The 20,258-nt window shown below is 69.1% G+C and carries 21 protein-coding genes; 1 reads left to right on the forward strand and 20 read right to left on the reverse strand.

Going from position 1 to position 20,258, the window contains the following annotated elements:
- Positions 1–6: 6 nt before the first annotated feature.
- Together IFT51_RS00620 and IFT51_RS14885 are read right to left on the reverse strand one after the other, a co-directional pair.
- Positions 7–807 (reverse strand): protein phosphatase 2C domain-containing protein, encoded by an 801-nt coding sequence (locus IFT51_RS00620; RefSeq protein WP_192058099.1) that lies wholly within the window; start codon positions 805–807, stop codon positions 7–9.
- Positions 804–1,310 carry an FHA domain-containing protein gene (locus tag IFT51_RS14885; RefSeq protein ID WP_371740631.1) on the reverse strand — a complete coding sequence of 169 codons (507 nt, stop codon included), beginning with the start codon at positions 1,308–1,310 and terminating at the stop codon, positions 804–806. The genes IFT51_RS00620 and IFT51_RS14885 overlap by 4 nt, the downstream gene beginning before the upstream one ends.
- 170 nt (positions 1,311–1,480) lie before the next feature.
- On the opposite strand from IFT51_RS14885, the gene IFT51_RS00630 reads away from it, so the two are divergent.
- A complete protein-coding gene (locus IFT51_RS00630; RefSeq protein WP_192058103.1) occupies positions 1,481–2,041 on the forward strand; it encodes a methylated-DNA--[protein]-cysteine S-methyltransferase in 561 nt (186 codons plus the stop codon).
- On the opposite strand, the gene IFT51_RS00635 is transcribed toward IFT51_RS00630, so the two are convergent.
- The 18 genes from IFT51_RS00635 to IFT51_RS00720 form a co-directional block, all read right to left on the reverse strand.
- The gene (locus tag IFT51_RS00635) at positions 2,011–2,796 is read right to left on the reverse strand and encodes a peroxide stress protein YaaA (protein WP_192058105.1); all 786 of its coding nucleotides are present in this window, start codon (positions 2,794–2,796) and stop codon (positions 2,011–2,013) included. The genes IFT51_RS00630 and IFT51_RS00635 overlap by 31 nt on opposite strands.
- 22 nt (positions 2,797–2,818) lie before the next feature.
- Complete coding sequence (locus tag IFT51_RS00640; protein WP_192058106.1) at positions 2,819–3,079, reverse strand: F0F1 ATP synthase subunit epsilon; 261 nt, start codon at positions 3,077–3,079, stop codon at positions 2,819–2,821.
- Positions 3,080–3,081: 2 nt separating this feature from the next.
- Positions 3,082–4,542 (reverse strand): F0F1 ATP synthase subunit beta, encoded by a 1,461-nt coding sequence (gene atpD / locus IFT51_RS00645; protein WP_192058108.1) that lies wholly within the window; start codon positions 4,540–4,542, stop codon positions 3,082–3,084.
- A 39-nt stretch (positions 4,543–4,581) separates the two neighbouring features.
- A complete protein-coding gene (locus IFT51_RS00650) occupies positions 4,582–5,481 on the reverse strand; it encodes a F0F1 ATP synthase subunit gamma (protein WP_192058110.1) in 900 nt (299 codons plus the stop codon).
- Between the two features lie 43 nt (positions 5,482–5,524).
- Positions 5,525–7,162: a F0F1 ATP synthase subunit alpha gene (gene atpA / locus IFT51_RS00655; RefSeq protein ID WP_192058112.1), complete on the reverse strand. Its 1,638-nt coding sequence runs from the start codon at positions 7,160–7,162 to the stop codon at positions 5,525–5,527.
- 61 nt (positions 7,163–7,223) lie between these two features.
- Positions 7,224–8,018 carry a F0F1 ATP synthase subunit delta gene (locus IFT51_RS00660; RefSeq protein WP_192058113.1) on the reverse strand — a complete coding sequence of 265 codons (795 nt, stop codon included), beginning with the start codon at positions 8,016–8,018 and terminating at the stop codon, positions 7,224–7,226.
- Positions 8,019–8,020: 2 nt separating this feature from the next.
- Positions 8,021–8,581 (reverse strand): F0F1 ATP synthase subunit B, encoded by a 561-nt coding sequence (locus IFT51_RS00665; protein ID WP_192058115.1) that lies wholly within the window; start codon positions 8,579–8,581, stop codon positions 8,021–8,023.
- A gap of 20 nt (positions 8,582–8,601) precedes the next feature.
- Positions 8,602–8,835 (reverse strand): ATP synthase F0 subunit C, encoded by a 234-nt coding sequence (gene atpE, locus IFT51_RS00670; protein WP_043594505.1) that lies wholly within the window; start codon positions 8,833–8,835, stop codon positions 8,602–8,604.
- Positions 8,836–8,891: 56 nt separating this feature from the next.
- Positions 8,892–9,698 carry a F0F1 ATP synthase subunit A gene (gene atpB, locus IFT51_RS00675; RefSeq protein WP_192058118.1) on the reverse strand — a complete coding sequence of 269 codons (807 nt, stop codon included), beginning with the start codon at positions 9,696–9,698 and terminating at the stop codon, positions 8,892–8,894.
- A gap of 206 nt (positions 9,699–9,904) precedes the next feature.
- Entirely contained in the window at positions 9,905–10,333 is a 429-nt protein-coding gene (locus IFT51_RS00680; RefSeq protein WP_192058120.1) for a hypothetical protein, read from the reverse strand.
- The gene (locus IFT51_RS00685) at positions 10,330–11,610 is read right to left on the reverse strand and encodes an MraY family glycosyltransferase (protein WP_243215125.1); all 1,281 of its coding nucleotides are present in this window, start codon (positions 11,608–11,610) and stop codon (positions 10,330–10,332) included. Before IFT51_RS00685 ends, IFT51_RS00680 begins: the two co-directional genes overlap by 4 nt.
- Positions 11,607–12,284, reverse strand: a complete 678-nt coding sequence (locus tag IFT51_RS00690) for an L-threonylcarbamoyladenylate synthase (protein ID WP_192058122.1) — start codon at positions 12,282–12,284, stop codon at positions 11,607–11,609. Before IFT51_RS00690 ends, IFT51_RS00685 begins: the two co-directional genes overlap by 4 nt.
- A 38-nt stretch (positions 12,285–12,322) precedes the next feature.
- Positions 12,323–13,213, reverse strand: coding sequence for a peptide chain release factor N(5)-glutamine methyltransferase (prmC, locus tag IFT51_RS00695; protein WP_371740632.1), 891 nt, complete (start codon positions 13,211–13,213; stop codon positions 12,323–12,325).
- Positions 13,210–14,292, reverse strand: coding sequence for a peptide chain release factor 1 (gene prfA, locus IFT51_RS00700; protein WP_192058124.1), 1,083 nt, complete (start codon positions 14,290–14,292; stop codon positions 13,210–13,212). The genes prmC and prfA overlap by 4 nt, the downstream gene beginning before the upstream one ends.
- Positions 14,293–14,294: 2 nt before the next feature.
- A complete protein-coding gene (gene rho / locus IFT51_RS00705) occupies positions 14,295–16,616 on the reverse strand; it encodes a transcription termination factor Rho (protein ID WP_192058126.1) in 2,322 nt (773 codons plus the stop codon).
- Between the two features lie 255 nt (positions 16,617–16,871).
- On the reverse strand, positions 16,872–17,825 hold the full coding sequence (gene thrB, locus IFT51_RS00710) for a homoserine kinase (RefSeq protein ID WP_192058128.1): 954 nt from the start codon (positions 17,823–17,825) through the stop codon (positions 16,872–16,874).
- A complete protein-coding gene (gene thrC, locus IFT51_RS00715; RefSeq protein ID WP_192058130.1) occupies positions 17,822–18,904 on the reverse strand; it encodes a threonine synthase in 1,083 nt (360 codons plus the stop codon). The genes thrB and thrC overlap by 4 nt, the downstream gene beginning before the upstream one ends.
- Positions 18,904–20,238, reverse strand: coding sequence for a homoserine dehydrogenase (locus tag IFT51_RS00720; protein ID WP_192058133.1), 1,335 nt, complete (start codon positions 20,236–20,238; stop codon positions 18,904–18,906). Before IFT51_RS00720 ends, thrC begins: the two co-directional genes overlap by 1 nt.
- Between the last annotated feature and the right edge of the window lie 20 nt (positions 20,239–20,258).

Raw genomic sequence — 20,258 nt, forward strand, 5'->3', positions numbered from 1 at the left:
CCCGGGTCACTCGTCGGTCGCGCCGACGGCCTCGCTCGCGGCACGGACGTCGATGACCACCGCTGTGACGTTGTCGCGCCCACCGGCCTCGACGGCGGCATCGACGAGTGCGCCGGCCGCCGCGAGCGAATCGCTCACGTCGACCAGGATCTCCTCGATGCGCTGACCGGACAGCTCCTTCGTCAACCCGTCCGAGCAGGCGAGGAGGCGCAGGCCGGGTCGGGCGGGCACCCGCCAGTAGTCCGGCTCCTGGTCGGTGTCGAACCCGACGGCGCGGGTGATGACGTTGCTGTCGGGGTGGCCCTCGGCGTCCTCCGCCTTGAGCAGACCGGCGTTCACCATCTCCTGGACCACGGAGTGGTCGACGGTGACCTGGTGGAGCCGCCCCTCGTGCAGGAGGTACACGCGCGAGTCGCCAACGTTGAAGACGGTGAACTCGAAGCCCTCGTCGCCGTGCGTCAGCACGGCGCCCGTCGCGGTCGTCCCGACGCCGAGCTCGGTCTCCTCCGCCGCGACAGCGATGTCCGCCGTCGCACGGCGCAGCGCCTCCTCGACGTCGTCGGTCGAGGCCGTCGCGCCCTCGGACACCTCGAGCATGCGGCGCACGACGGCGTCGCTCGCCACGTCGCCGGCGCTGTGCCCGCCCATGCCGTCCGCGACGACGAAGAACGGCGACTCCGCGAGAAGACTGTCTTCGTTGTGGGCCCGCCTGCGCCCCACGTCGGTCGCACCGGCCCAGTCGAGGACGACCGAGTCGTCGCCGACGGTCACGGTGTGGGCGGTCGTCGGGCGGCCGAGCTCTGTCACGTGTGGGGTTCTTCCTGAGCGGTTGATCTGAGAGGGGCGACGATCTCGAGGGAGTTCCCGTCGCCTAGGTCAACTATCGTGCCTGGAACCGCCACGGTCGACTCGCCTTGCCGAAGTCTCACCGGAAGCCGCGCCGGCGACCTCACGATCGTGCCGTTGGTCGACCGCAGATCGGTGACCACCACCACGTCGCCGTCCTGCCGGAACTCCACGTGACTGCCCGACACCTCGTGCGTCGGAGACGGGACGGACACCAGCCGGGGTGCGGCTCCGCGCACCACCCGGGGAGCCGTGGGGCGGCGGCCCACGATCACGGGTCCGTCCAGCCGGAAGACGCTGTCCCCGATCACGACGCCCGACAGGCGGCGTGGCGCCGGCGCCCGCGTCTCGGCACCGACCGCCGCGGACCCTCGACGGTCGGTGCGTCGGAGCACCGTGTCGTCGAGCCGGGACAGCACGGTGTCGTCGAGGCGCTCGCCCCGATCGGGATCGTCGGATCGCACGCGGTCGTCCTTCCGTCGGGAAGCCGAGGAGGCGCGGGTCGCCTCGTCAGACACGCTAGCGCCGGTCGCGCCCCGGGTCGTCTCCTCCACCGACGCCGATCGACGCGATCCGTCCACACCCCCCGCCCGCGTCCCGCCCCGCCCCCCTGTGCGCCTCCTACGGTGACGCCATGCCTGACCTCGTCCTCGTGCCTCCACTCCCACCGGACGACGACCGCGTGGAGGACGACGTCGGCTTCGTCCGACTGGACAGCCCCATCGGCCGCATCGAGATCGTCACCCGGCACTTCGCCGTCGAACGCGTCGTCGTCGCCGGAACGGGGCCGCTCCCCCACGATCATCTCGACGAACGACCGGACGCTCTGCTGCATGCTGCCCGACGTCAGCTCGGCGACTACTTCACCGGTCACCGTCGGCGGTTCGATCTGCCGTTGCGGATGACCGGCACGATGTTCCAGCGCTCGATATGGTCGGCGCTGACGGACGTCACGTGGGGCGAGACGACGACCTACGGCCGCCTGGGCGGTGTGATCGGCAGCCCGCAGGCCGGTCGCGCCGTCGGCGGGGCCGTCGCGGCGAACCCCCTGCCCCTGCTGATCCCCTGCCATCGCGTCCTCGGGCGCACCGGCGGCGTCACGGGATACACGGTGGGGAGCGGAGTCGAGACGAAGCAGTGGCTGCTCCGTCATGAGGGGATCGTCTATCGGGAGGGCCCGGTGCCGGTCACCTGAACGGACTCCCGCTCGAGCAGCGTCTCGGCGACGAGCAGGGTCTCGTGGCCGGGTTCGACGACGATCTCGTTATCTTGGCACCAGTCGAAGAAGTCGACGGCGGTCTCGAGCGTCGGTCGATCGGCGAGGAGCGCCGCCATGAGAAGCCCCTTCGACTTCTTGTTGAAGTGGTTCAGCGCCCGCCGACGACCGCCTGCGTCGGAGACGACCCGGATGTAGGTGGATCGGTCGCCCGCGGGCCCGAGCCCGACGTACCCCTCGGAGCGCAGGTCGACGACGAATTCGCCGGCGTCGTCGAGCACCTCCGAGACGGGTCGGCGCCAGGTCGATCGGAGCGACGCACCGGGCAGTCGGGAGTCGTGCGACAGCCGGTACGCGGGGATGAGATCGGTGGCACGCACCGGTCCGAAGAGCGCCGAGTGCACGAGGATGTGGCGGTGGGCCCATTGCCAGGCGGCCGGAGACAGGTGCGCAGCATCGAGAGGGTCGAACAGCACACCCGTGTATCGGCTCAGTGCGCGCATGGTCGGAGAGGTCTCGATCTCGCGATCGCGGACGACTTCGTGAAGCTGCCGGGGGCCGAGTTTGAGAGCGGAGAGGGCCGCGACGTCGTCGGATGCCAACAGCGACAGGCGCCCGATCACGTCACGACGCACGCCGGTCAGGCCGGGGTAGGCGAGGCCGTCGAGTTCGAGCCTGGACGCACTGCTGCCCCCGTCGAGTTTCGTCTCGGACGGGGGCAGCAGGAACAACACGGTGTAGCGGAGGACGAACGGGTCAGACGAGCTGCGCGTTGCGCGCGACGACGGTGACCGTGTCGTTCTCGACGGACAGGAACCCGTCGTCGGCGGTGGCCTCGACGGTCGTGCCGTCGGACAACCGGACGCGCACCTGACCTGTGGCCAGGATGGCGAGGATGGGCTCGTGACCCGGGAGGATCCCGATCTCACCCTCGGCGGTGCGAGCGACGATCGACGACGCCTCGCCCGACCACACTTCGTGGTCGGCCGAGACGACGCTCACTGAGAGAGCAGCCACGATCAGCCGTTCTCCTTCTGGATCTGAGCCCACTTCTCTTCGACGTCGGAGATCGAGCCGACGTTGAAGAACGCCTGGGTCGCCACGTGGTCGAACTCGCCGTCGGCGATCGCCGTGAACGACTCGATGGTCTCTTTCAGAGGCACGGTGGAGCCTTCGACACCCGTGAACTTCTTCGCCATGTACGTGTTCTGCGAGAGGAACTGCTGGATGCGACGGGCGCGCGAGACGGTGATCTTGTCCTCTTCGGAGAGCTCGTCGACACCGAGGATCGCGATGATCTCCTGGAGCTCCTTGTTCTTCTGGAGGATCGCCTTCACGCGGATGGCCGTGTTGTAGTGCGCATCGCCCAGGTAGCGGGGGTCGAGGATGCGGCTGGTCGAGGTCAGCGGGTCGATCGCGGGGTACAGACCCTGCGATGCGATCTCACGGGAGAGCTCGGTCGTGGCGTCGAGGTGCGCGAAGGTCGTCGCCGGGGCCGGGTCGGTGTAGTCGTCCGCAGGCACGTAGATGGCCTGCAGGGACGTGATCGAGTGGCCACGGGTCGAGGTGATGCGCTCCTGGAGGACGCCCATCTCGTCGGCGAGGTTCGGCTGGTAGCCCACGGCGGAGGGCATGCGACCGAGGAGGGTCGACACCTCGGAGCCGGCCTGCGTGAAGCGGAAGATGTTGTCGATGAAGAGCAGGACGTCCTGCTTCTGCACGTCGCGGAAGTACTCCGCCATCGTCAGCGCCGACAGGGCGACACGGAGGCGCGTTCCCGGCGGCTCGTCCATCTGGCCGAAGACGAGGGCCGTCTTGTCGAAGACACCCGCTTCTTCCATCTCGGCGATGAGGTCGTTGCCCTCGCGGGTCCGCTCACCGACACCGGCGAACACGGAGACTCCACCGTGGTCCTGCGCGACGCGCTGGATCATCTCCTGGATGAGGACGGTCTTGCCGACGCCGGCCCCACCGAAGAGGCCGATCTTCCCACCCTGGACGTACGGTGTCAGGAGGTCGATGGACTTGATGCCGGTCTCGAAGAGCTGCGTCTTCGACTCGAGCTGGTCGAAGGCCGGGGGCTTGCGGTGGATCGGCCAGCGCTCCGTGATCTCGATCTGCTCGTCGCCCTCGAGGTTCAGGATGTCGCCCGTGACGCTGAAGACCTTGCCCTTGGTGACGTCGCCGACGGGAACGGAGATGGGGCCGCCCGTGTCGGTGACGTCCTGGCCACGGACGAGGCCGTCGGTGGGCTTCAGCGCGATGGCGCGGACGAGGTCGTCACCGAGGTGCTGCGCGACCTCGAGCGTCAGCTCGCTGGTCGTGTCGCCGATGGTGATCGTGGTCTTGAGCGCGTTGTAGACGCCCGGGATGGCGTCGTGCGGGAACTCGATGTCGACGACGGGGCCCGTGACCCGGGCGATTCGCCCGACGCCGGGAGCCGACTCGGTCGCGACCGGCGCGGTTGCGGTGTCAGTCATGGCTTCTCTCTCTTCGGATGATGAAACTGGGGTGCAGATCTACTTGGCCGAGCTGAGGGCGTCGGCGCCGCCCACGATCTCGGAGATCTGCTGCGTGATCTCGGCCTGTCGGGCGTTGTTCGCCAGACGGGTGAAGTCGCGGATGAGGGTGTCGGCGTTGTCGCTCGCCGCCTTCATGGCCTTCTGACGGGCCGCGTGCTCGGAAGCCGCGGACTGGAGCATGGCGTTGAAGATGCGGCTCTCGATGTAGACGGGCAGAAGCGCGTCCAGCACCTCCGTCGGATCCGGCTCGAAGTCGTAGAGCGGGAGCACCTCGTCGTCAGCAGGCTCTTCGATGCCCTCCACGACCTCCAGGGGAAGGAGCCGGACGACCTCGGGGACCTGGCTGACCATGTTCACGAAGCGGTTGTAGACGATGTGGATCTCGTCGACGCCGCCCTCGGCCGCCTCGGTGAGGAACTTGCCGACGACCGCGTCGCCGATCTCCTTCGCCGTCGCGAACTCGGGCTGGTCGGTGTTGCCCGTCCAGATCTGCTCCGCATCGCGCTTGCGGAAGGCGAAGTAGTTCTGAGCCTTCCGACCGACGATGTAGAAGACGACGTCCTTGCCCTGGCTGCGCAGCAGCTCGGCGAGCTGCTCGCTCTCCTTCAGCGTGTTCGAGCTGAACGCGCCGTTGAGACCACGGTCGGACGTGAAGACGACGATCGCAGCGCGCTCGATCGTCGCGGGCTCGGTGGTGAGGATGTGATCGACGTCCGAGAACGTCGCCACGGCCGACACCGCCCGCGTGATGGCCCGCGAATACGGACCCGAGGACTTCATCCGCGCCTGCGCCTTCTGGATGCGCGACGCGGAGATGAGCTCCATGGCGCGCGTGACCTTCTTGGTCGTCTGCGCCGAGCGGATCCTCTGTCGGTAGACCCTGAGTTGGGCTCCCATTGTTCTCCTGTTGTCTCGTCAGTCGTGATCGTCGAAGAGCGCGTCAGCGCTTCGTCTTGACGATCTTCTCCTGGTTGACGTCGTCGGCGTCGGTGGCCGTGAACTCTTCGCGCCCGACGGAGGCGAGGGGCTTGCCCTCACCCGTCTGGAACTCCTGCTTGAACGAGTCGATGCCCGAGTCGAGGGCCGAGACGATGTCGTCGCTCAGCACGTTCGTGTCGCGCAGCTTGCTCAGCACGTCGGTGTTGCGACCCATGTAGTCGAGCAGCTCGCGCTCGAACCGGAGGATGTCGGGGACGGGGACCTCGTCGAGCTTGCCGTTGGTACCGGCCCAGATCGAGACGACCTGCTCTTCGACGGGGTAGGGCGAGTACTGCGGCTGCTTGAGCAGCTCGGTCAGACGCGCACCACGGGCGAGCTGGCGACGGCTGGCAGCGTCGAGGTCGGATGCGAACATCGCGAACGCCTCGAGCGACCGGTACTGCGCCAGTTCGAGCTTCAGCGTGCCCGAGACCTTCTTGATCGACTTGACCTGAGCGTCACCACCGACACGCGACACCGAGATGCCGACGTCGACGGCGGGGCGCTGGTTCGCGTTGAACAGGTCGGACTGCAGGAAGATCTGACCGTCGGTGATCGAGATCACGTTGGTCGGGATGTACGCCGACACGTCGTTCGCCTTGGTCTCGATGATGGGCAGACCCGTCATCGAACCGGCACCCAGCTCGTCGGAGAGCTTCGCGCAACGCTCGAGCAGACGCGAGTGCAGGTAGAAGACGTCGCCGGGGTACGCCTCGCGGCCCGGCGGACGACGCAGCAGGAGCGACACGGCGCGGTACGCCTCGGCCTGCTTCGACAGGTCATCGAAGATGATGAGGACGTGCTTGCCGCTGTACATCCAGTGCTGGCCGATGGCCGAGCCCGTGTAGGGCGCGAGGTACTTGAAGCCGGCGGGGTCGGAGGCGGGAGCGGCGACGATGGTCGTGTACTCCATGGCGCCGGCCTCTTCGAGCGCACCCTTGACGGAGGCGATCGTCGAGCCCTTCTGACCGATGGCCACGTAGATGCAGCGCACCTGCTTGGTCTCGTCGCCGGACTCCCAGTTCGCCTTCTGGTTGATGATGGTGTCGATGGCGATGGCGGTCTTGCCGGTCTGGCGGTCGCCGATGATCAGCTGACGCTGGCCGCGGCCGACGGGGATCATGGCGTCGATGGCCTTGATGCCGGTCTGCATGGGCTCGTGGACCGACTTGCGCTGCATGACGCCGGGAGCCTGGAGCTCGAGAGCACGACGACCCTCGGTCGCGATGTCGCCGAGTCCGTCGATCGGGGCGCCGAGCGGGTCGACGACGCGGCCGAGGTAACCGTCACCGACGGGGACCGAGAGGACCTCTCCCGTGCGGGTGACCTCCATGCCCTCTTCGATGCCGGAGAACTCGCCGAGGACGATCGCGCCGATCTCGTCTTCGTCGAGGTTCTGGGCAAGGCCCTGGGTGCCGTCCGCGAAGCGGATGAGCTCGTTCGCCATGACGCCCGGGAGACCCTCGACGTGCGCGATGCCGTCGGCGGCGTCCGTGACGTGGCCGACCTCCGTGGTGGAGGCCTTCGACGGGTCGTACGACGAGACGAAGTCCTTCAGCGCGTCGCGAATCTCATCGGGGCTGATCTTGATGTCTGCCATTGTGATTCCTATTCGTAGCGAGGCTTCAGGAGGCCTCGAGTCTGTGTGGGGGAGGTCGCGTCTAACCGGCGAGCTGGAGTCGGAGGAGACTCAGCTTCGTAGCGACGGTCCCGTCGATGACCTCGTCGCCGACCTGCACACGCAGACCGCCGATGATGGCCGGGTCGATGACCTGGTTGATGCGGAGATTACGCCCGAACTGGCGCGCGAGCCCCGCCTCGAGACGAGCGACATGCGACGAGTCGAGCCGGGTCGCACTCGTCACGGTGGCCACGAGCTGGTCGGACTGGTCGGCGACGATGTCGGCGGCCGTGCGGAGCAGCTCGCCGATGCGCCGACCGCGAGGCTGGCGCACGAGGTGCGACACGATGGCGAGCGTCTGAGGACTCGCCTTGTCGCCCAGCAGACGCTGGACGAGGCCCGCCTTCGACGACGCGTCGCTGAGCTTGGTTCCGATGGCCAGCTCGAGCTGAGCGTCGGATCGGACGACGGCGTCGAACGCGAAGAGCTCGTTCTCGATGCCGCTGTCGCCGGGGGCGCTGAGTGCGATCACCCGGAACCCGAGTTCTTCGATGCCGGCGAGCAGATCGCGGGACGACGACCACCGGCTGCCGACGACCGACACGAGCAGGGCCCGTGCCGCCTCGGAGAACGAGCCGAAGAGCCGGTCCACGAGCTGCTTCTTGACGACGACGTCTGTCGACGGATCGGCGAAGTAGGCCTGCAGCTGCACCGAGCCGCCGATGACCCGGCCAGCGTCGAGCAGCTGCTCGCCGGTGGCCAGGTCGGCCGCCCCACCCAGATCGGAGAGGACGGACCGTGCCGACCCGAGGGCCTCTCGGGACATGGAACCCATCGTCAGCTGCCCGCCTTAGCGTTCTGGTCGGCTTCGAGGTCGGCCAGGAAGCGGTCGACGACTGCCGACGCCTTGGCGTCGTCGTTGAGCGACTCGCCGATGACACCCGACGCGAGGTCGATCGCGAGCGATCCGACCTCGGCCCGGAGGGAGGCCACGGCGGCCTGGCGCTCGGCCTCGATCTGGGCGTGTGCAGATGCTGTGATGCGATCGGCGTCGGCCTGAGCCTGCTGCTTGATCTCGGCGAGGATCTCGTTGCCCTCGGCACGCGCCGCCTCACGGATGCGCGCAGCCTCGGCCCGAGCGTCCGCGAGCTGCTTCTTGTACTCGTCGAGGGCCACGGCGGCCTCGGCCTGAGCGGCCTCGGCGTGCTTGATGCCACCCTCGATCTTCTCGGCGCGCTCGTCGAGGATCTTGCGGAACCTGGGGATCGCGAAGATCCCGAAGAACGCAGCGATGACCACGAAGACGACGAGGGACCAGAGGATGTCGTAATCGGCGGGGAAGAAGATGGCAGCCCCTTCGGGCGCGCCGCCTTCGGCCGCGAGGATCGTCTCGATCATCGGTGTGTCGTCCTAACTGATCAGGAGAAGATGAAGCCGGCGGCGAGGCCGATGAAGCCCAGCAGCTCGGTGAATGCGATACCCAGGAACATGGTGACCTGGAGGCGGCCGGCGAGCTCGGGCTGACGAGCCATGGCTTCGACGGTCTTGCCCGCGACGATGCCGATACCGATACCGGGGCCGATCGCAGCGAGGCCGTAGCCGACGGTCGCGATGTTGCCGTTGATCTCAGCGAGGATCGTGGTGGTGTCCACTTGTGTTTCCTTCCGGTTGGGCGGTGTCCGTCGGTCGACGGACGCCGTCGTCGTTCTTAGTGTTCTTTCGCCGCAGCCTGTTGGATGTAGACCGAGGCGAGGAGTGTGAAGACGTAGGCCTGCAGGATCGCGACGGCCATCTCGACGATGGTCATCACGAAGCCGCCGATGAGGGTCAGGGCGCCGAAGGCCATGAACCCGCCGCTCATGCTGAAGAAGAAGAAGTGCGTCGCCGCGAAGCAGAGCACCAGCAGGAGGTGTCCGACCATCATGTTCAACAGGAGTCGGAGGGCGAGCGAGATCGGACGCACGATGAAGATGTTGATGAACTCGATCGGCGTCAGCAGGATGTACATCGGCCACGGGACACCGGGCGGGAAGAGCGCGTTGCGGAAGAACGTGCCCGTACCCGCCTCGCGGATGCCGGCGTAGATGAACATGATGTACGCGACGACGGCCAGCAGCAGCGGCATGGCGACGACGGACGTGCCGGCGATGTTGAGCCCCGGGATGATGCCGGTGATGTTCATGGCGAAGATGCCGAAGAACATCGCGGCCAGGATCGGCAGGTACTTGCGACCGAGTCGTTCGCCGAGGATCTCCTCGACGATCTGGATGCGGACGAAGTCGAGGCCCAGTTCGGCGATGCTCTGCCCACGGGACGGGATGAGCCGGCCCTTGCGGAGAGCCAGCCAGAACAGCAGCAGCATGACGGCGATCGCGAAGAGGCGGACCAGCATGATGCGGTTCAGTTCGAAGGGCGTGCCCTCGAAGAAGATGGCGGGCGGGAAGAACTCGTCAAGAGTCGGGGCGTGGAATCCCCCGTCTCCGTGGCCGGCATCGGCGGCGGAGAGCAGGTTCACAGCGTTCGCTATCAGCGCTATCTCCTGTGTCGGGGCGAGCACCCTGAAGTGTCGCGACGATTGGTGGGTTTGTCATCCGATAACCCGCAGAGAATCGCGGCCGGGGAACGGAGATAACCCTACCAAGGTATGGACCGCAGAGACGAATCGGCTGAGCTTATTTCACCCGCTGCAGTGTTCGCTGGCAGGTCTGCAAGGGTCTGCTGTCAGTCGCGTGGCGCCGGGGGCAGCGACGCGTCGCTCACGTGCGACAGACGCCCCCTCACGACCACCAGGGCGTCGATCGCGAGCGTCCCGATGATCGAGACCACGAGCGACAGGAACAGCACCACGTCGTCCACGAACGGCTGATCGCGCACGAGCACGAGGAGGACGATGAAGATGACGAGCTTGAGGAGCCACGCGCCCATCACGATGCCGAAGAAGGCGGCGAGCTCGAAGCGGATCGCCACGAGCATGCTGGCGGCCGTGATGCCCGCGAAGAGCACGGCGAGGGCTGTTCCGAGCAGGGCGCTGTACAGGCCGTCGGTGCCGGCGGCGAGGTAACCCGCGCCTCCTCCGACGACGGCGATGACGAGGGCCAGCACGGCCGTGTAGCGCAGCACCTGCACGAAGATCGATCGGGCGTCGTTCATGGTCGTTCCTTCGGGGGTGAGAGTTCCGGGACGGCGGCCTGTGCGGCCGTGTCGGTATCGGCGGGGTCGAGCGCGGAGGCCGCTTCATCGAGCGGGTCGAAGCGACCGGATTCGCTGACCTCGAGGTCATCACGCGGAGTCGTCTGGACGGCCATCTCGACGCGCTTGCGTCGGCTGAGCGGTGCGAGCGTCGCGGCGGTGCAGGCCACGAGCCCGACGCAGAGGAACACGATGACGAAGTACGTGGGCTTGACGAAGAGGAACATCAGGCAGCCGACGGCGACGACGACCGTCCAGGCGTAGAAGATCAGGACGGCCTGGAAATGCGAGTGGCCCATGTCGAGGAGGCGGTGGTGCAGATGCTTCCGATCGGCGCTGAAGGGAGACTTGCCGGCGCTCACCCGGCGGAGGACCGCGAGCCCGAAGTCGAGCAGCGGCACGATGAGGATGGCGAACGGGAGCAGGATCGGGATGAAGGCCGGCAGGAGCGCCGTCCGTGAGATCTGCGCCGGGTCGATCTGACCCGTCACCGAGATGGCGCTCGTCGCCATGAGGAGCCCCGTCAGCAGGGCGCCCGCATCGCCCATGAAGAGTCGGGCCGGGTGCCAGTTCAGCGGCAGGAAGCCGAGGCAGGCGCCGATCAGCACGGCGGAGATCAGCGCCGCCAGGTTGAAGTACTCGGTCTGACCGATCGTGATCGAGATGACGAAGCTGTAGACGAAGAACACTCCGTTGGCGACGATGGCCACCCCCGCGACCAGACCGTCGAGGCCGTCGATGAAGTTGACGGCGTTCATCACGAGCACCACCGCGAGGATGGTGAGGATGAGCGACATGTAGGGCGAGCCGATGGCCAGGCTGCCGCCGAGGGGAAGCGAGACCAGCTGGACGCCCTGCCAGGCCAGGACCCCCGCTGCGATGATCTGCCCGGCGAGCTTCGTCATCCAGTCGAGGTCGTAGAGGTCGTCGACCACGCCGATGACGACGATGATCGTCGCCGCCGCGATGATCGCCAGCGGTGGACCGGCGTCGGCGAACACGAGGCGGAAGTAGTCGACACCGGAGATGAGCGGGAAGATCAGCCAGGCGGAGAGCAGCGCCACGACCACGCCGGCGTACATCGCGACGCCGCCGAGTCGAGGGGTCGGCGTCTTGTGGACGTCGCGTTCGCGGATGGTGGGATAGATCTTGTACTTGAGGCCGACCCGCCAGGCCACCACCGACATGACGAAGCTGACCGCCGCCGCGATGGCCATCGCGAGCAGGTAGTACCTCACGCGATCGCGTCGACTCCGACGACGCGCGTGATCTCGGTGTCGGCGAGCACGCCGTGCCGGACGATCCGGAGGACGCCGTCTTCGGCGGCGGTCGCATCGACGATCGTCGAGCCGGTGTTCGCCCCCGGGCGCCGCTCGTAGTCCGATCCGACGGTGGCGGCGTCGAGGTAGACGGAGACCGAGTCGCCGAGCATGTCGCGGGCGTCGGCCGCCGTCGTCGCCGCGGGCCGACCCGTGAGGTTCGCGCTCGAGACGGCCAGCGGGCCGGTCTCTTCGAGCAGCTCGAGGGCCAGCGGGTGACTCGGCATGCGCAGGGCGACGGTGCCTCGGGTCTCGCCGAGATCCCAGGTGAGGGAGGGCTGCGCGCGGAAGATGACCGTCAGCGGCCCGGGCCAGAACTCGTCGAGCAGCGGCCGCACGACGTCGGGGACGGACTCGGTGAGGGCCGCGAGCGTGTCGAGCCCCTTGATCAGCACGGGCGGCGGCGACTGACGCCCGCGACCCTTCGCGTCGAGCAGGCGCTGGACCGCGGCGGGGTCGAACGCGTCGGCGCCGACGCCGTAGACCGTGTCGGTGGGCAGGACGACGAGCTCACCGCGCCCGATGGCGGCGCGCGCGAAGCGCATGCCGGCGAGCAGTTCGGAGTCGACGGAGCAGTCGTAGAGAGAGGCCATGACCTGTCGATAGTAGTGCGACGGACCGCAGAGCCCGCTCAGCGCACCGCCGTGGTCGCGCGGTCGCGCCCCGTGAGGTCGGTCGTGGTGGTGGCCCCGCGCCATCCGTCGGCCTGCAGGATCGCCCGGATCGCGCCTCCTTGGAGTTCGCCGTGCTCGATCACGAGGACTCCCCCGGGTCGCAGCAGACGACGTGCCGTGAGCGAGAGCGACCGGACCACGACGAGCCCGTCGTCGCCCCCGAAGAGCGCGAGCGCCGGGTCGTGCAGCCGCACCTCGGGGTCGCGCGGGATCATGCCGATCGGCACGTACGGCGGGTTGGAGACCACGACGTCGACCGAGCCGTCGAGCTCGGGCAGCGCGTCGGCGAGGTCGCCCTCCACGAGGCGCACGTTCTCGGCGCCGACGGAGGTGATGTTGCGGCGGGTCCAGACGGCTGCCTCGGGCGACAGCTCCACCGCCGAGACGAGGGAGTGCGGCACCTCGGTGGCGAGCGCGAGAGCGAGCGCCCCGCTGCCCGTGCCGAGATCGACGGCGATCGGCTGGGGGGACGCGACCGCGCGCAGCGCGTCGACGGCGATCTGCGCGACGCCCTCCGTCTCGGGGCGCGGAACGAACACGCCGGGCCCGACCGCGAGGGTCATCCCCCGGAACGCGGCGGTGCCCGTGATGTGCTGCAGGGGCTCGCGGGAGGCGCGGCGCACGACGAGCGCGGCGAGTGCGTCGACGTCGCCCTCCGCCAGGGGCGCGCGTGTCACCGCCTTGGCCCGGACGACCCCGCGACCCAGATCCGTGACGTGCGCGACGAGCAGCTCGGCGTCGACGGCGGGGCTCGGGACACCCGCCGCCGTGAGGACCGTCTCGGCGGCCGCCAGGGCCGCGTCGACGGTGCTCACGGTCGCGAAGGCGCCCGAGATGGTGTCGCTCACGACGCGGTGTCGCCGATCTCGGCCAGTCGGGCCTCCTCGTCGGCCTGGATGCACGAGTCGACGACCGCCCCGAGAGCGCCGTCCATGACGGCGTCGAGGTTGTAGGCCTTGTACCCGGTGCGGTGATCGGCGATGCGGTTCTCGGGGAAGTTGTAGGTGCGGATCCGCTCGGAGCGGTCCATCCCCCGGATCTGGCTCTTGCGGGCGTCGGAGGCGATCGCCGCCTGCTCCTCCTGCTGGCGCGCCAGGATGCGGGCCCGGAGGACGCGCATGCCGGCCTCGCGGTTCTGCAGCTGGCTCTTCTCGTTCTGCATCGCCACGACGATGCCCGTCGGCAGGTGCGTGATGCGGACGGCGGAGTCGGTCGTGTTGACCGACTGCCCGCCGGGGCCGCTCGAGCGGTACACGTCGATCTTGAGGTCGTTCTGGTTGATGTCGACCTCTTCGGGCGCATCGACCTCAGGGAACACGAGGACACCCGTGGTCGACGTGTGGATGCGGCCCTGAGACTCGGTGGCCGGCACGCGCTGGACGCGGTGCACGCCGCCTTCGTACTTCAGGTGCGCCCACACGCCCTGCGAGGGGTCGCTCGCGTTCGACTTGATCGCGATCTGCACGTTCTTGTAGCCGCCCAGGTCGGAGTCGTCGCTCTGGATCATCTCGGTCTTCCACCCGCGCGATTCGGCGAAGTGCAGGTACATGCGCAGGAGGTCGGCGGCGAACAGAGCGCTCTCCGCGCCTCCTTCGCCGCCCTTAATCTCCATGATCACGTCGCGACCGTCGTCGGGGTCGCGCGGGATCAGGAGGCGCCTCAAGCGCTCTTGAGCCTCGTCGAGCCCCTGCTCGAGGGCCGGCACCTCGTCCGCGAAGGCGGCGTCCTCTTTGGCGAGCTCGCGCGCCGCCTCGAGGTCGTCGCCGGCCTGCTGCCAGGCCGTGTGCGCCGCCACGATCCGACTGAGCTCGGCGTAGCGCCGGTTGATCTTCTTGGCCCGCGCCGCATCGGCGTGGACGGCGGGATCACTGAGCTGGGTCTGCAGAGCGTCGTGCTCGGCCAGCAGCACCGCCACCGACTCGAACACTGTTAGTGCTCCTTGTGGCCGTTGTCGTGGCCGTTCGCCGGGACCGACTTCTGGACCTGCACGAGGAACTCGACGTTGCTCTGCGTCTCGCGGAGGTTGCCGAGCACGATCTCGAGGGCCTTCTGCTGGTCGAGACCGGCGAGGGCCCGGCGCAGACGCCAGGTGATCTTGACCTCGTCGGGGCTGAGGAGCATCTCTTCACGGCGCGTGCCGGACGCGTTGACGTCGACGGCCGGGAAGATGCGCTTGTCGGCCAGGTGACGCGACAGGCGGAGCTCCATGTTGCCGGTGCCCTTGAACTCCTCGAAGATCACCTCGTCCATCTTGGAACCGGTCTCGACGAGCGCGGTCGCGAGGATGGTGAGCGAGCCGCCGTTCTCGATGTTGCGAGCGGCACCGAAGAAGCGCTTCGGCGGGTAGAGGGCCGACGAGTCGACGCCGCCCGAGAGAACGCGACCCGAGGCCGGTGCCGACAGGTTGTAGGCACGACCCAGACGCGTGATCGAGTCGAGGAGCACGACCACGTCGTGACCCAGCTCGACGAGGCGCTTGGCACGCTCGATGGCCAGCTCGGCGACCGTCGTGTGGTCTTCGGCGGGTCGGTCGAACGTCGACGCGATGACCTCGCCCTTGACCGTCCGCTGCATGTCGGTGACCTCTTCGGGGCGCTCGTCGACGAGCACGACCATGAGGTGGACCTCGGGGTTGTTCTTCGCGATCGAGTTGGCGATCGCCTGCAGCACGAGCGTCTTGCCGGCCTTGGGCGGCGAGACGATCAGACCGCGCTGACCCTTGCCGATGGGCGCGACGAGGTCGATGATGCGCGTCGACAGCTTCTGCGGCTCGGTCTCGAGACGGAGGCGCTCCTGCGGGTAGAGCGGCGTCAGCTTGTTGAACTCGACGCGCTTGGCGGCCTCCTCGACGGGCTGGCCGTTGATCGAGTCGATGCGCACGATGGCGTTGTACTTCTGACGGCCCTGACCCTGCTCGCCCTCACGGGGCTGGCGGATGGCGCCGACGACCGCGTCGCCCTTGCGGAGGAAGTACTTCTTGACCTGACCGAGCGACACGTAGACGTCGCTGGCGCCGGGCAGGTAGCCCGTCGTGCGGACGAACGCGTAGTTCTCGAGGACGTCGAGGATGCCCGCGACGGGGATCAGGACGTCGTCCTCGGTGATCTCGGGCTCGAACTCGTCGTTCTGCGTGGCGCCGCGACCGCGCTTGCGATCACGCTGACGACCACGGCCCTGACGGCCGCCCTCGTCGTTCTGCTGGCCGTTGCCCTGGGGCCCGTTGCCCTGAGCGCCCGCGGACTGCTGGTCGCCCCGTGCACCGTCGTTCTTGTCGGCGCCGTTCTGCTTGGGCTGCTCGTCGACGCGAGGGGCGTCGGCCTGGCCGTTCTGGCCGTTCTGCTGACCACCCTGAGCGTTCTGACCGTTCTGCTGGCCGTTCTGGCCGTTCTTCCGGTCGCCGCGGTTGCGGTTGCGGCTGCGACGCCCGCCGCCCTGCTGACCGTTCTGCTGGTCGCCGCCCTGCTCGTCGGAGCCCTGCTGCTCGGCACCGCTCTGCTGCTCGGCGCCGTCCGTGACGCCCTGCGCGGCGGTGCCGGCCTCGGGGGCGCTGCCGGGAGCCTGCGCTGCGTCGTCCTGCTGGGGGGCCTGCGCGGCGGCCACGCTGGCGTCGGTCGCGCGACGCGAGCCGCGGCGGCTGCGCGTGGGGCGCTCGGCGGGGGTCTCGTCGGCTGCGACGGCGGGCGCCGCGCTCGACTCGGCGGTGGTCGCCGCGGCTGCGGTCGCGGACGATGCCTGGTCGGCGCCCGAGACGGCGGGGGCGGTCTCGACGGGAGCCTCGGTGCTCTCGACGATCGGCTCGGTGCCGGTCTCGGTGGCGTTCACGTGGTCGACGGCCCCGCGCTGAGCGGGGGCGCCGGCGGCTGACGACGCACGACGCGAACCGCGACGCTTGGCGGCGGGTGCCTGAGCGGCCGGAGCCTCGACGGCGACGGACGACGGAGCCTCGACGGCGGGCGCCTCGGCGGCGGGTGCCACGTCGAGGGTCGGCTGAGCCGCCTCGGTCGTGGGGTCGACGGTGTCGATGCTCTCGGCGGCCGCGGGGATCTCGGTCTCGCTGACGGCGGGGGCCTCGACGGTGCCGGTCGAGGCGCTGGCCTCGGTCGCGGCGATGGCGGCCACGAGGTCGCCCTTGCGGAGCTTGGAGAGACCGCTGATGCCGAGCGACGAGGCGAGTGCCTGCAGCTGGGGCAGGCGCATGGCGCCGAGCTCGGTGGTGCGGTCGATGGACGCGGAGTTGCTGACGTCGGTCACTGGATGGTTTCCTTTCGCTCCCCCGCTCGGAACGGCGGGGCAGAGCTGCTCACACCCCGCTGCCTCTCGCCTGCGCAGAATCGCTGCAGGAGAGGATCTCGGAGGTGCGGTGCACGACTGCCGGATCGGCAGGCGGACACTGCTAGATGTGCACTACGGGATGGTTGCGACCCGGGGACTCGAAGACGTGGAACCCCATGCGGCCCGAATCGGATCGCATCGACCCGAGGTCGATGGGAGGAGGTTCGAACGGTGCTAGATGCCCAGGAAATCTGAGTTTTCTACCGGGTGCGCTACGACTGTAGCACCTTTGAGATCGACGGCCAGCATCAACGCGCGCCACTCGGACACGCCGTGCTCGGCCACCAGATCACTGGCGAACAGGCGCTGGGCCGGGTCGCTGCCGAGCACGAGGAGGGACGGCCCGGCGCCGGACACGACGGCCGCCAGCCCCGCGTCGCGGAGGAGACGGATGAGGGCGTCGGTCTCGGGCATGGCGCTCGCCCGGTAGCTCTGGTGGAGACGGTCTTCGGTGGCGGCGTGCAGGAGCTCCGGGCTCTGCACGAGGGCCGCGACGAGCAGGGCCGACCGGGAGACGTTGAAGGTGGCGTCCTCGTGGGGCACCGAGGCGGGCTGCAGACTGCGCGCGAGCTTCGTCGAGAGCGTCGTCTCGGGCACGAACACGACCGGCGAGACGCCTCGATGCACCAGGAGTCGCTTGTGAGCGGGCCCCGTCGACGTCGTCCACGCGATCGTGAGACCGCCGAAGAGGGCGGGCGCGACGTTGTCGGGATGCCCCTCGAGCTCGGCCGCCAACGCGAGGAGGTCGGACGACGAGAACTCGACCTCGCCCTCGAGGAGGCCCTTCGCCGCCATGATGCCGGCGACGATCGCGGCGGCGGACGATCCGAGCCCCCGGCCGTGCGGGATGACGTTGCGGGCGTCGAGTCGGAGACCCGGCAGGTCGCGCCCGACGGACGCGTAGGTCGCCGCGATCGCGCGGACGACCAGGTGCGAGGCGTCGGTCGGGACCTCCCCCGCGCCCACTCCGGTCACCCTGACGTCGACTCCGCTACCGGCGGTCGTCGTGACGACGAGCTCGTCGTAGAGCGACAGCGCCAGCCCGAGGGTGTCGAAGCCGGGGCCGAGGTTGGCCGACGTCGCCGGCACCCTGACGAGGACCGACCTCTCGGCCGGGGCGGGGCTCATGCAGAGGCCGGGACGAGCCCGAGCACCTCGGCCACGCGTGCCGTGTCGCTCGCGACGACCGTCGGCTCGACGGTCGACCCGTCGGCGCGACGGAGGGCCCACTGCGGGTCTTTGAGGCCGTGGCCCGTGACCGTCAGTACGACCGTCGACCCCGCGGGGACGACCCCGGCGTCGGCGCGCTCGAGCAGACCGGCGACGCTGATAGCCGAGGCGGGCTCGACGAAGACGCCGACCTCGGCGCTGAGGATCTTCTGGGCCGCGAGGATGCCCTCGTCGGTGATCGCCCCGAACCAGCCGTTCGTGAGGTCGCGCGCCTCGAGCGCCAGCTGCCAGGAGGCGGGGTTGCCGATGCGGATCGCGCTCGCGATCGTCTCGGGCGACCTGACGACCTCGCCGGCGACGATCGGCGCGGAGCCCGCGGCTTGGAAGCCGAACATGCGCGGCAGACGCGTGGCGCGACCCGCCTCGAGGTCTTCACGGTAGCCGCGCGTGTACGCGGTGTAGTTGCCGGCGTTGCCGACGGGGATGAAGTGGAAGTCGGGTGCGTCGCCCAGCACGTCGACGACCTCGAAGGCCGCGGTCTTCTGGCCTTCGATGCGGTCGTTGTTGACCGAGTTCACCAGGTGGACGGGGTAGTTCTCGGCGAGATCGCGGGCGATGTCGAGGCAGTCGTCGAAGTTGCCCTGGATCTGCAGCAGCTGACCGTCGTGCGCGACGGCCTGGCTGAGCTTGCCCATGGCGATCTTGCCCTCGGGCACCAGCACGGCCGCCGTGATGCCGGCGTGCGCCGCGTAGGCGGCGGCCGACGCCGACGTGTTGCCGGTCGAGGCGCAGATGACCGCCTTGGCACCGTGCTCGACCGCCTTGGAGATGGCCATGGTCATGCCGCGGTCTTTGAACGAGCCCGTGGGGTTCATGCCCTCGTACTTGACGTAGACCTTCGCGCCCGTGCGGTGCGAGAGCGCGGGGGCCGGGATGAGCGGAGTGCCGCCCTCGCCCAGGGTCACGATCGGGGTGGACTCGCTGATGTCGAGACGGTCGGCGTATTCGCGCAGGACACCCTGCCACTGGTGGGCCATCAGGCTCCTTCGACTCTCAGGACGCTCGTGACGGTGTTCACGACCGGTGATTCCTCCAAGGCCTCGACCGTCGCGGCGAGAGAGGACTCGAGCGCACGGTGCGTGCCGATGATCAGAGTAGCGGTGGCCGGGGTGTCGTCGTCGCCGGGTGCCGCCTCCGGCCGGACGCCCCCGGTCTGCTCCACGCTGTGGACGCTGACCCCGTGCTGACTGAGCACGCCGGCGACCTCGGCGAGCACACCGGGCTGGTCGGCCACGTCGAGTGTGATCTGGTAGCGCGTGGTCACGTGGCCGATGGGCAGCACCCGGAGGTTCGCGTGGGTGGACTCGGCGACGCCCGGGCCGCCGATGACGTGGCGGCGAGCGGCCGACACGAGGTCGCCCAGCACGGCCGACGCCGTCTCGACGCCGCCGGCGCCCGCACCGTAGAACATGAGGTCTCCGGCGGCCTCGGCCTCGACGAAGACGGCGTTCTTCGCGCCGTGCACCGCGGCGAGCGGGTGCCCGAGCGGCACGAGCGCGGGATAGACGCGCGCGCTGACGCCCTCGACCCCGTCGGTGTCGACGAGACGCTCGCAGATCGCCAGGATCTTCACGACGTAGCCGGCCTTGCGCGCGGCGACGACCTGCTCGTGGGTGACGCGCGTGATGCCCTCGCGGTGCACGGCATCGAGCGGCACCGTCGTGTGGAACGCGAGGCTGGCGAGGATGGCGGCCTTCTGCGCCGCGTCGTAGCCCTCGATGTCGGCGGTGGGGTCCGCCTCCGCGTAGCCGAGCTCGGTGGCCGTGGCGAGAGCGGCCTCGAGCGTGTCGCCGTCGGTGTCCATGCGGTCGAGGATGAAGTTCGTCGTGCCGTTGACGATGCCCATGATCCGCACGATCCGGTCGCCGGCCAGGCTGTCGCGGAGGGGTCGGATGATCGGGATGGCACCCGCCACGGCCGCCTCGTAGTACAGCTGCGCGCCGACCTGCTCGGCCGCCTCGAAGAGCTCCGGGCCGTGACTCGCCAGCAGCGCCTTGTTGCCCGTCACGACGTCGGCGCCCGAGCCGAGCGCCTTGAGGATGTGGGTCCGCGCCGGCTCGATGCCCCCCATGAGCTCGACGACGATGTCGGCGCCGAGGATCAGCGAGTCGATGTCGGTGGTCAGCAGCTCCCGCGGCAGATCGACGTCGCGGCGGGCGTCGACGTCGCGCACGCCGATGCCGACGAGCTCGAGCCCCGCACCCGCGCGCCCGGCGAGGTCGTCCGCCTGCTCGAGGAGCAACCGGGCCACCTGGGACCCCACCGAGCCGGCTCCCAGCAGGGCGACCCTCACGTTGCGGTATTCGATCATGGCGTTCCGTTCTCATGGGT

Source organism: Frigoribacterium sp. CFBP 13712 (assembly GCF_014842255.1).
Classification (GTDB): domain Bacteria; phylum Actinomycetota; class Actinomycetes; order Actinomycetales; family Microbacteriaceae; genus Frigoribacterium.

Bases quoted from the DNA above. Each gene is read 5' to 3' on its own strand.
- IFT51_RS00680 (WP_192058120.1), bottom strand. From the start codon at position 10,333: ATGAACGACGCCCGATCGATCTTCGTGCAGGTGCTGCGCTACACGGCC.
- atpA (WP_192058112.1), bottom strand. From the start codon at position 7,162: ATGGCAGACATCAAGATCAGCCCCGATGAGATTCGCGACGCGCTGAAG.
- IFT51_RS00665 (WP_192058115.1), bottom strand. From the start codon at position 8,581: ATGATCGAGACGATCCTCGCGGCCGAAGGCGGCGCGCCCGAAGGGGCT.
- IFT51_RS00630 (WP_192058103.1), top strand. From the start codon at position 1,481: ATGCCTGACCTCGTCCTCGTGCCTCCACTCCCACCGGACGACGACCGC.
- IFT51_RS00660 (WP_192058113.1), bottom strand. From the start codon at position 8,018: ATGGGTTCCATGTCCCGAGAGGCCCTCGGGTCGGCACGGTCCGTCCTC.
- thrB (WP_192058128.1), bottom strand. From the start codon at position 17,825: ATGAGCCCCGCCCCGGCCGAGAGGTCGGTCCTCGTCAGGGTGCCGGCG.
- IFT51_RS00690 (WP_192058122.1), bottom strand. From the start codon at position 12,284: ATGGCCTCTCTCTACGACTGCTCCGTCGACTCCGAACTGCTCGCCGGC.
- IFT51_RS00720 (WP_192058133.1), bottom strand. From the start codon at position 20,238: ATGATCGAATACCGCAACGTGAGGGTCGCCCTGCTGGGAGCCGGCTCG.
- thrC (WP_192058130.1), bottom strand. From the start codon at position 18,904: ATGGCCCACCAGTGGCAGGGTGTCCTGCGCGAATACGCCGACCGTCTC.
- IFT51_RS00650 (WP_192058110.1), bottom strand. From the start codon at position 5,481: ATGGGAGCCCAACTCAGGGTCTACCGACAGAGGATCCGCTCGGCGCAG.
- atpD (WP_192058108.1), bottom strand. From the start codon at position 4,542: ATGACTGACACCGCAACCGCGCCGGTCGCGACCGAGTCGGCTCCCGGC.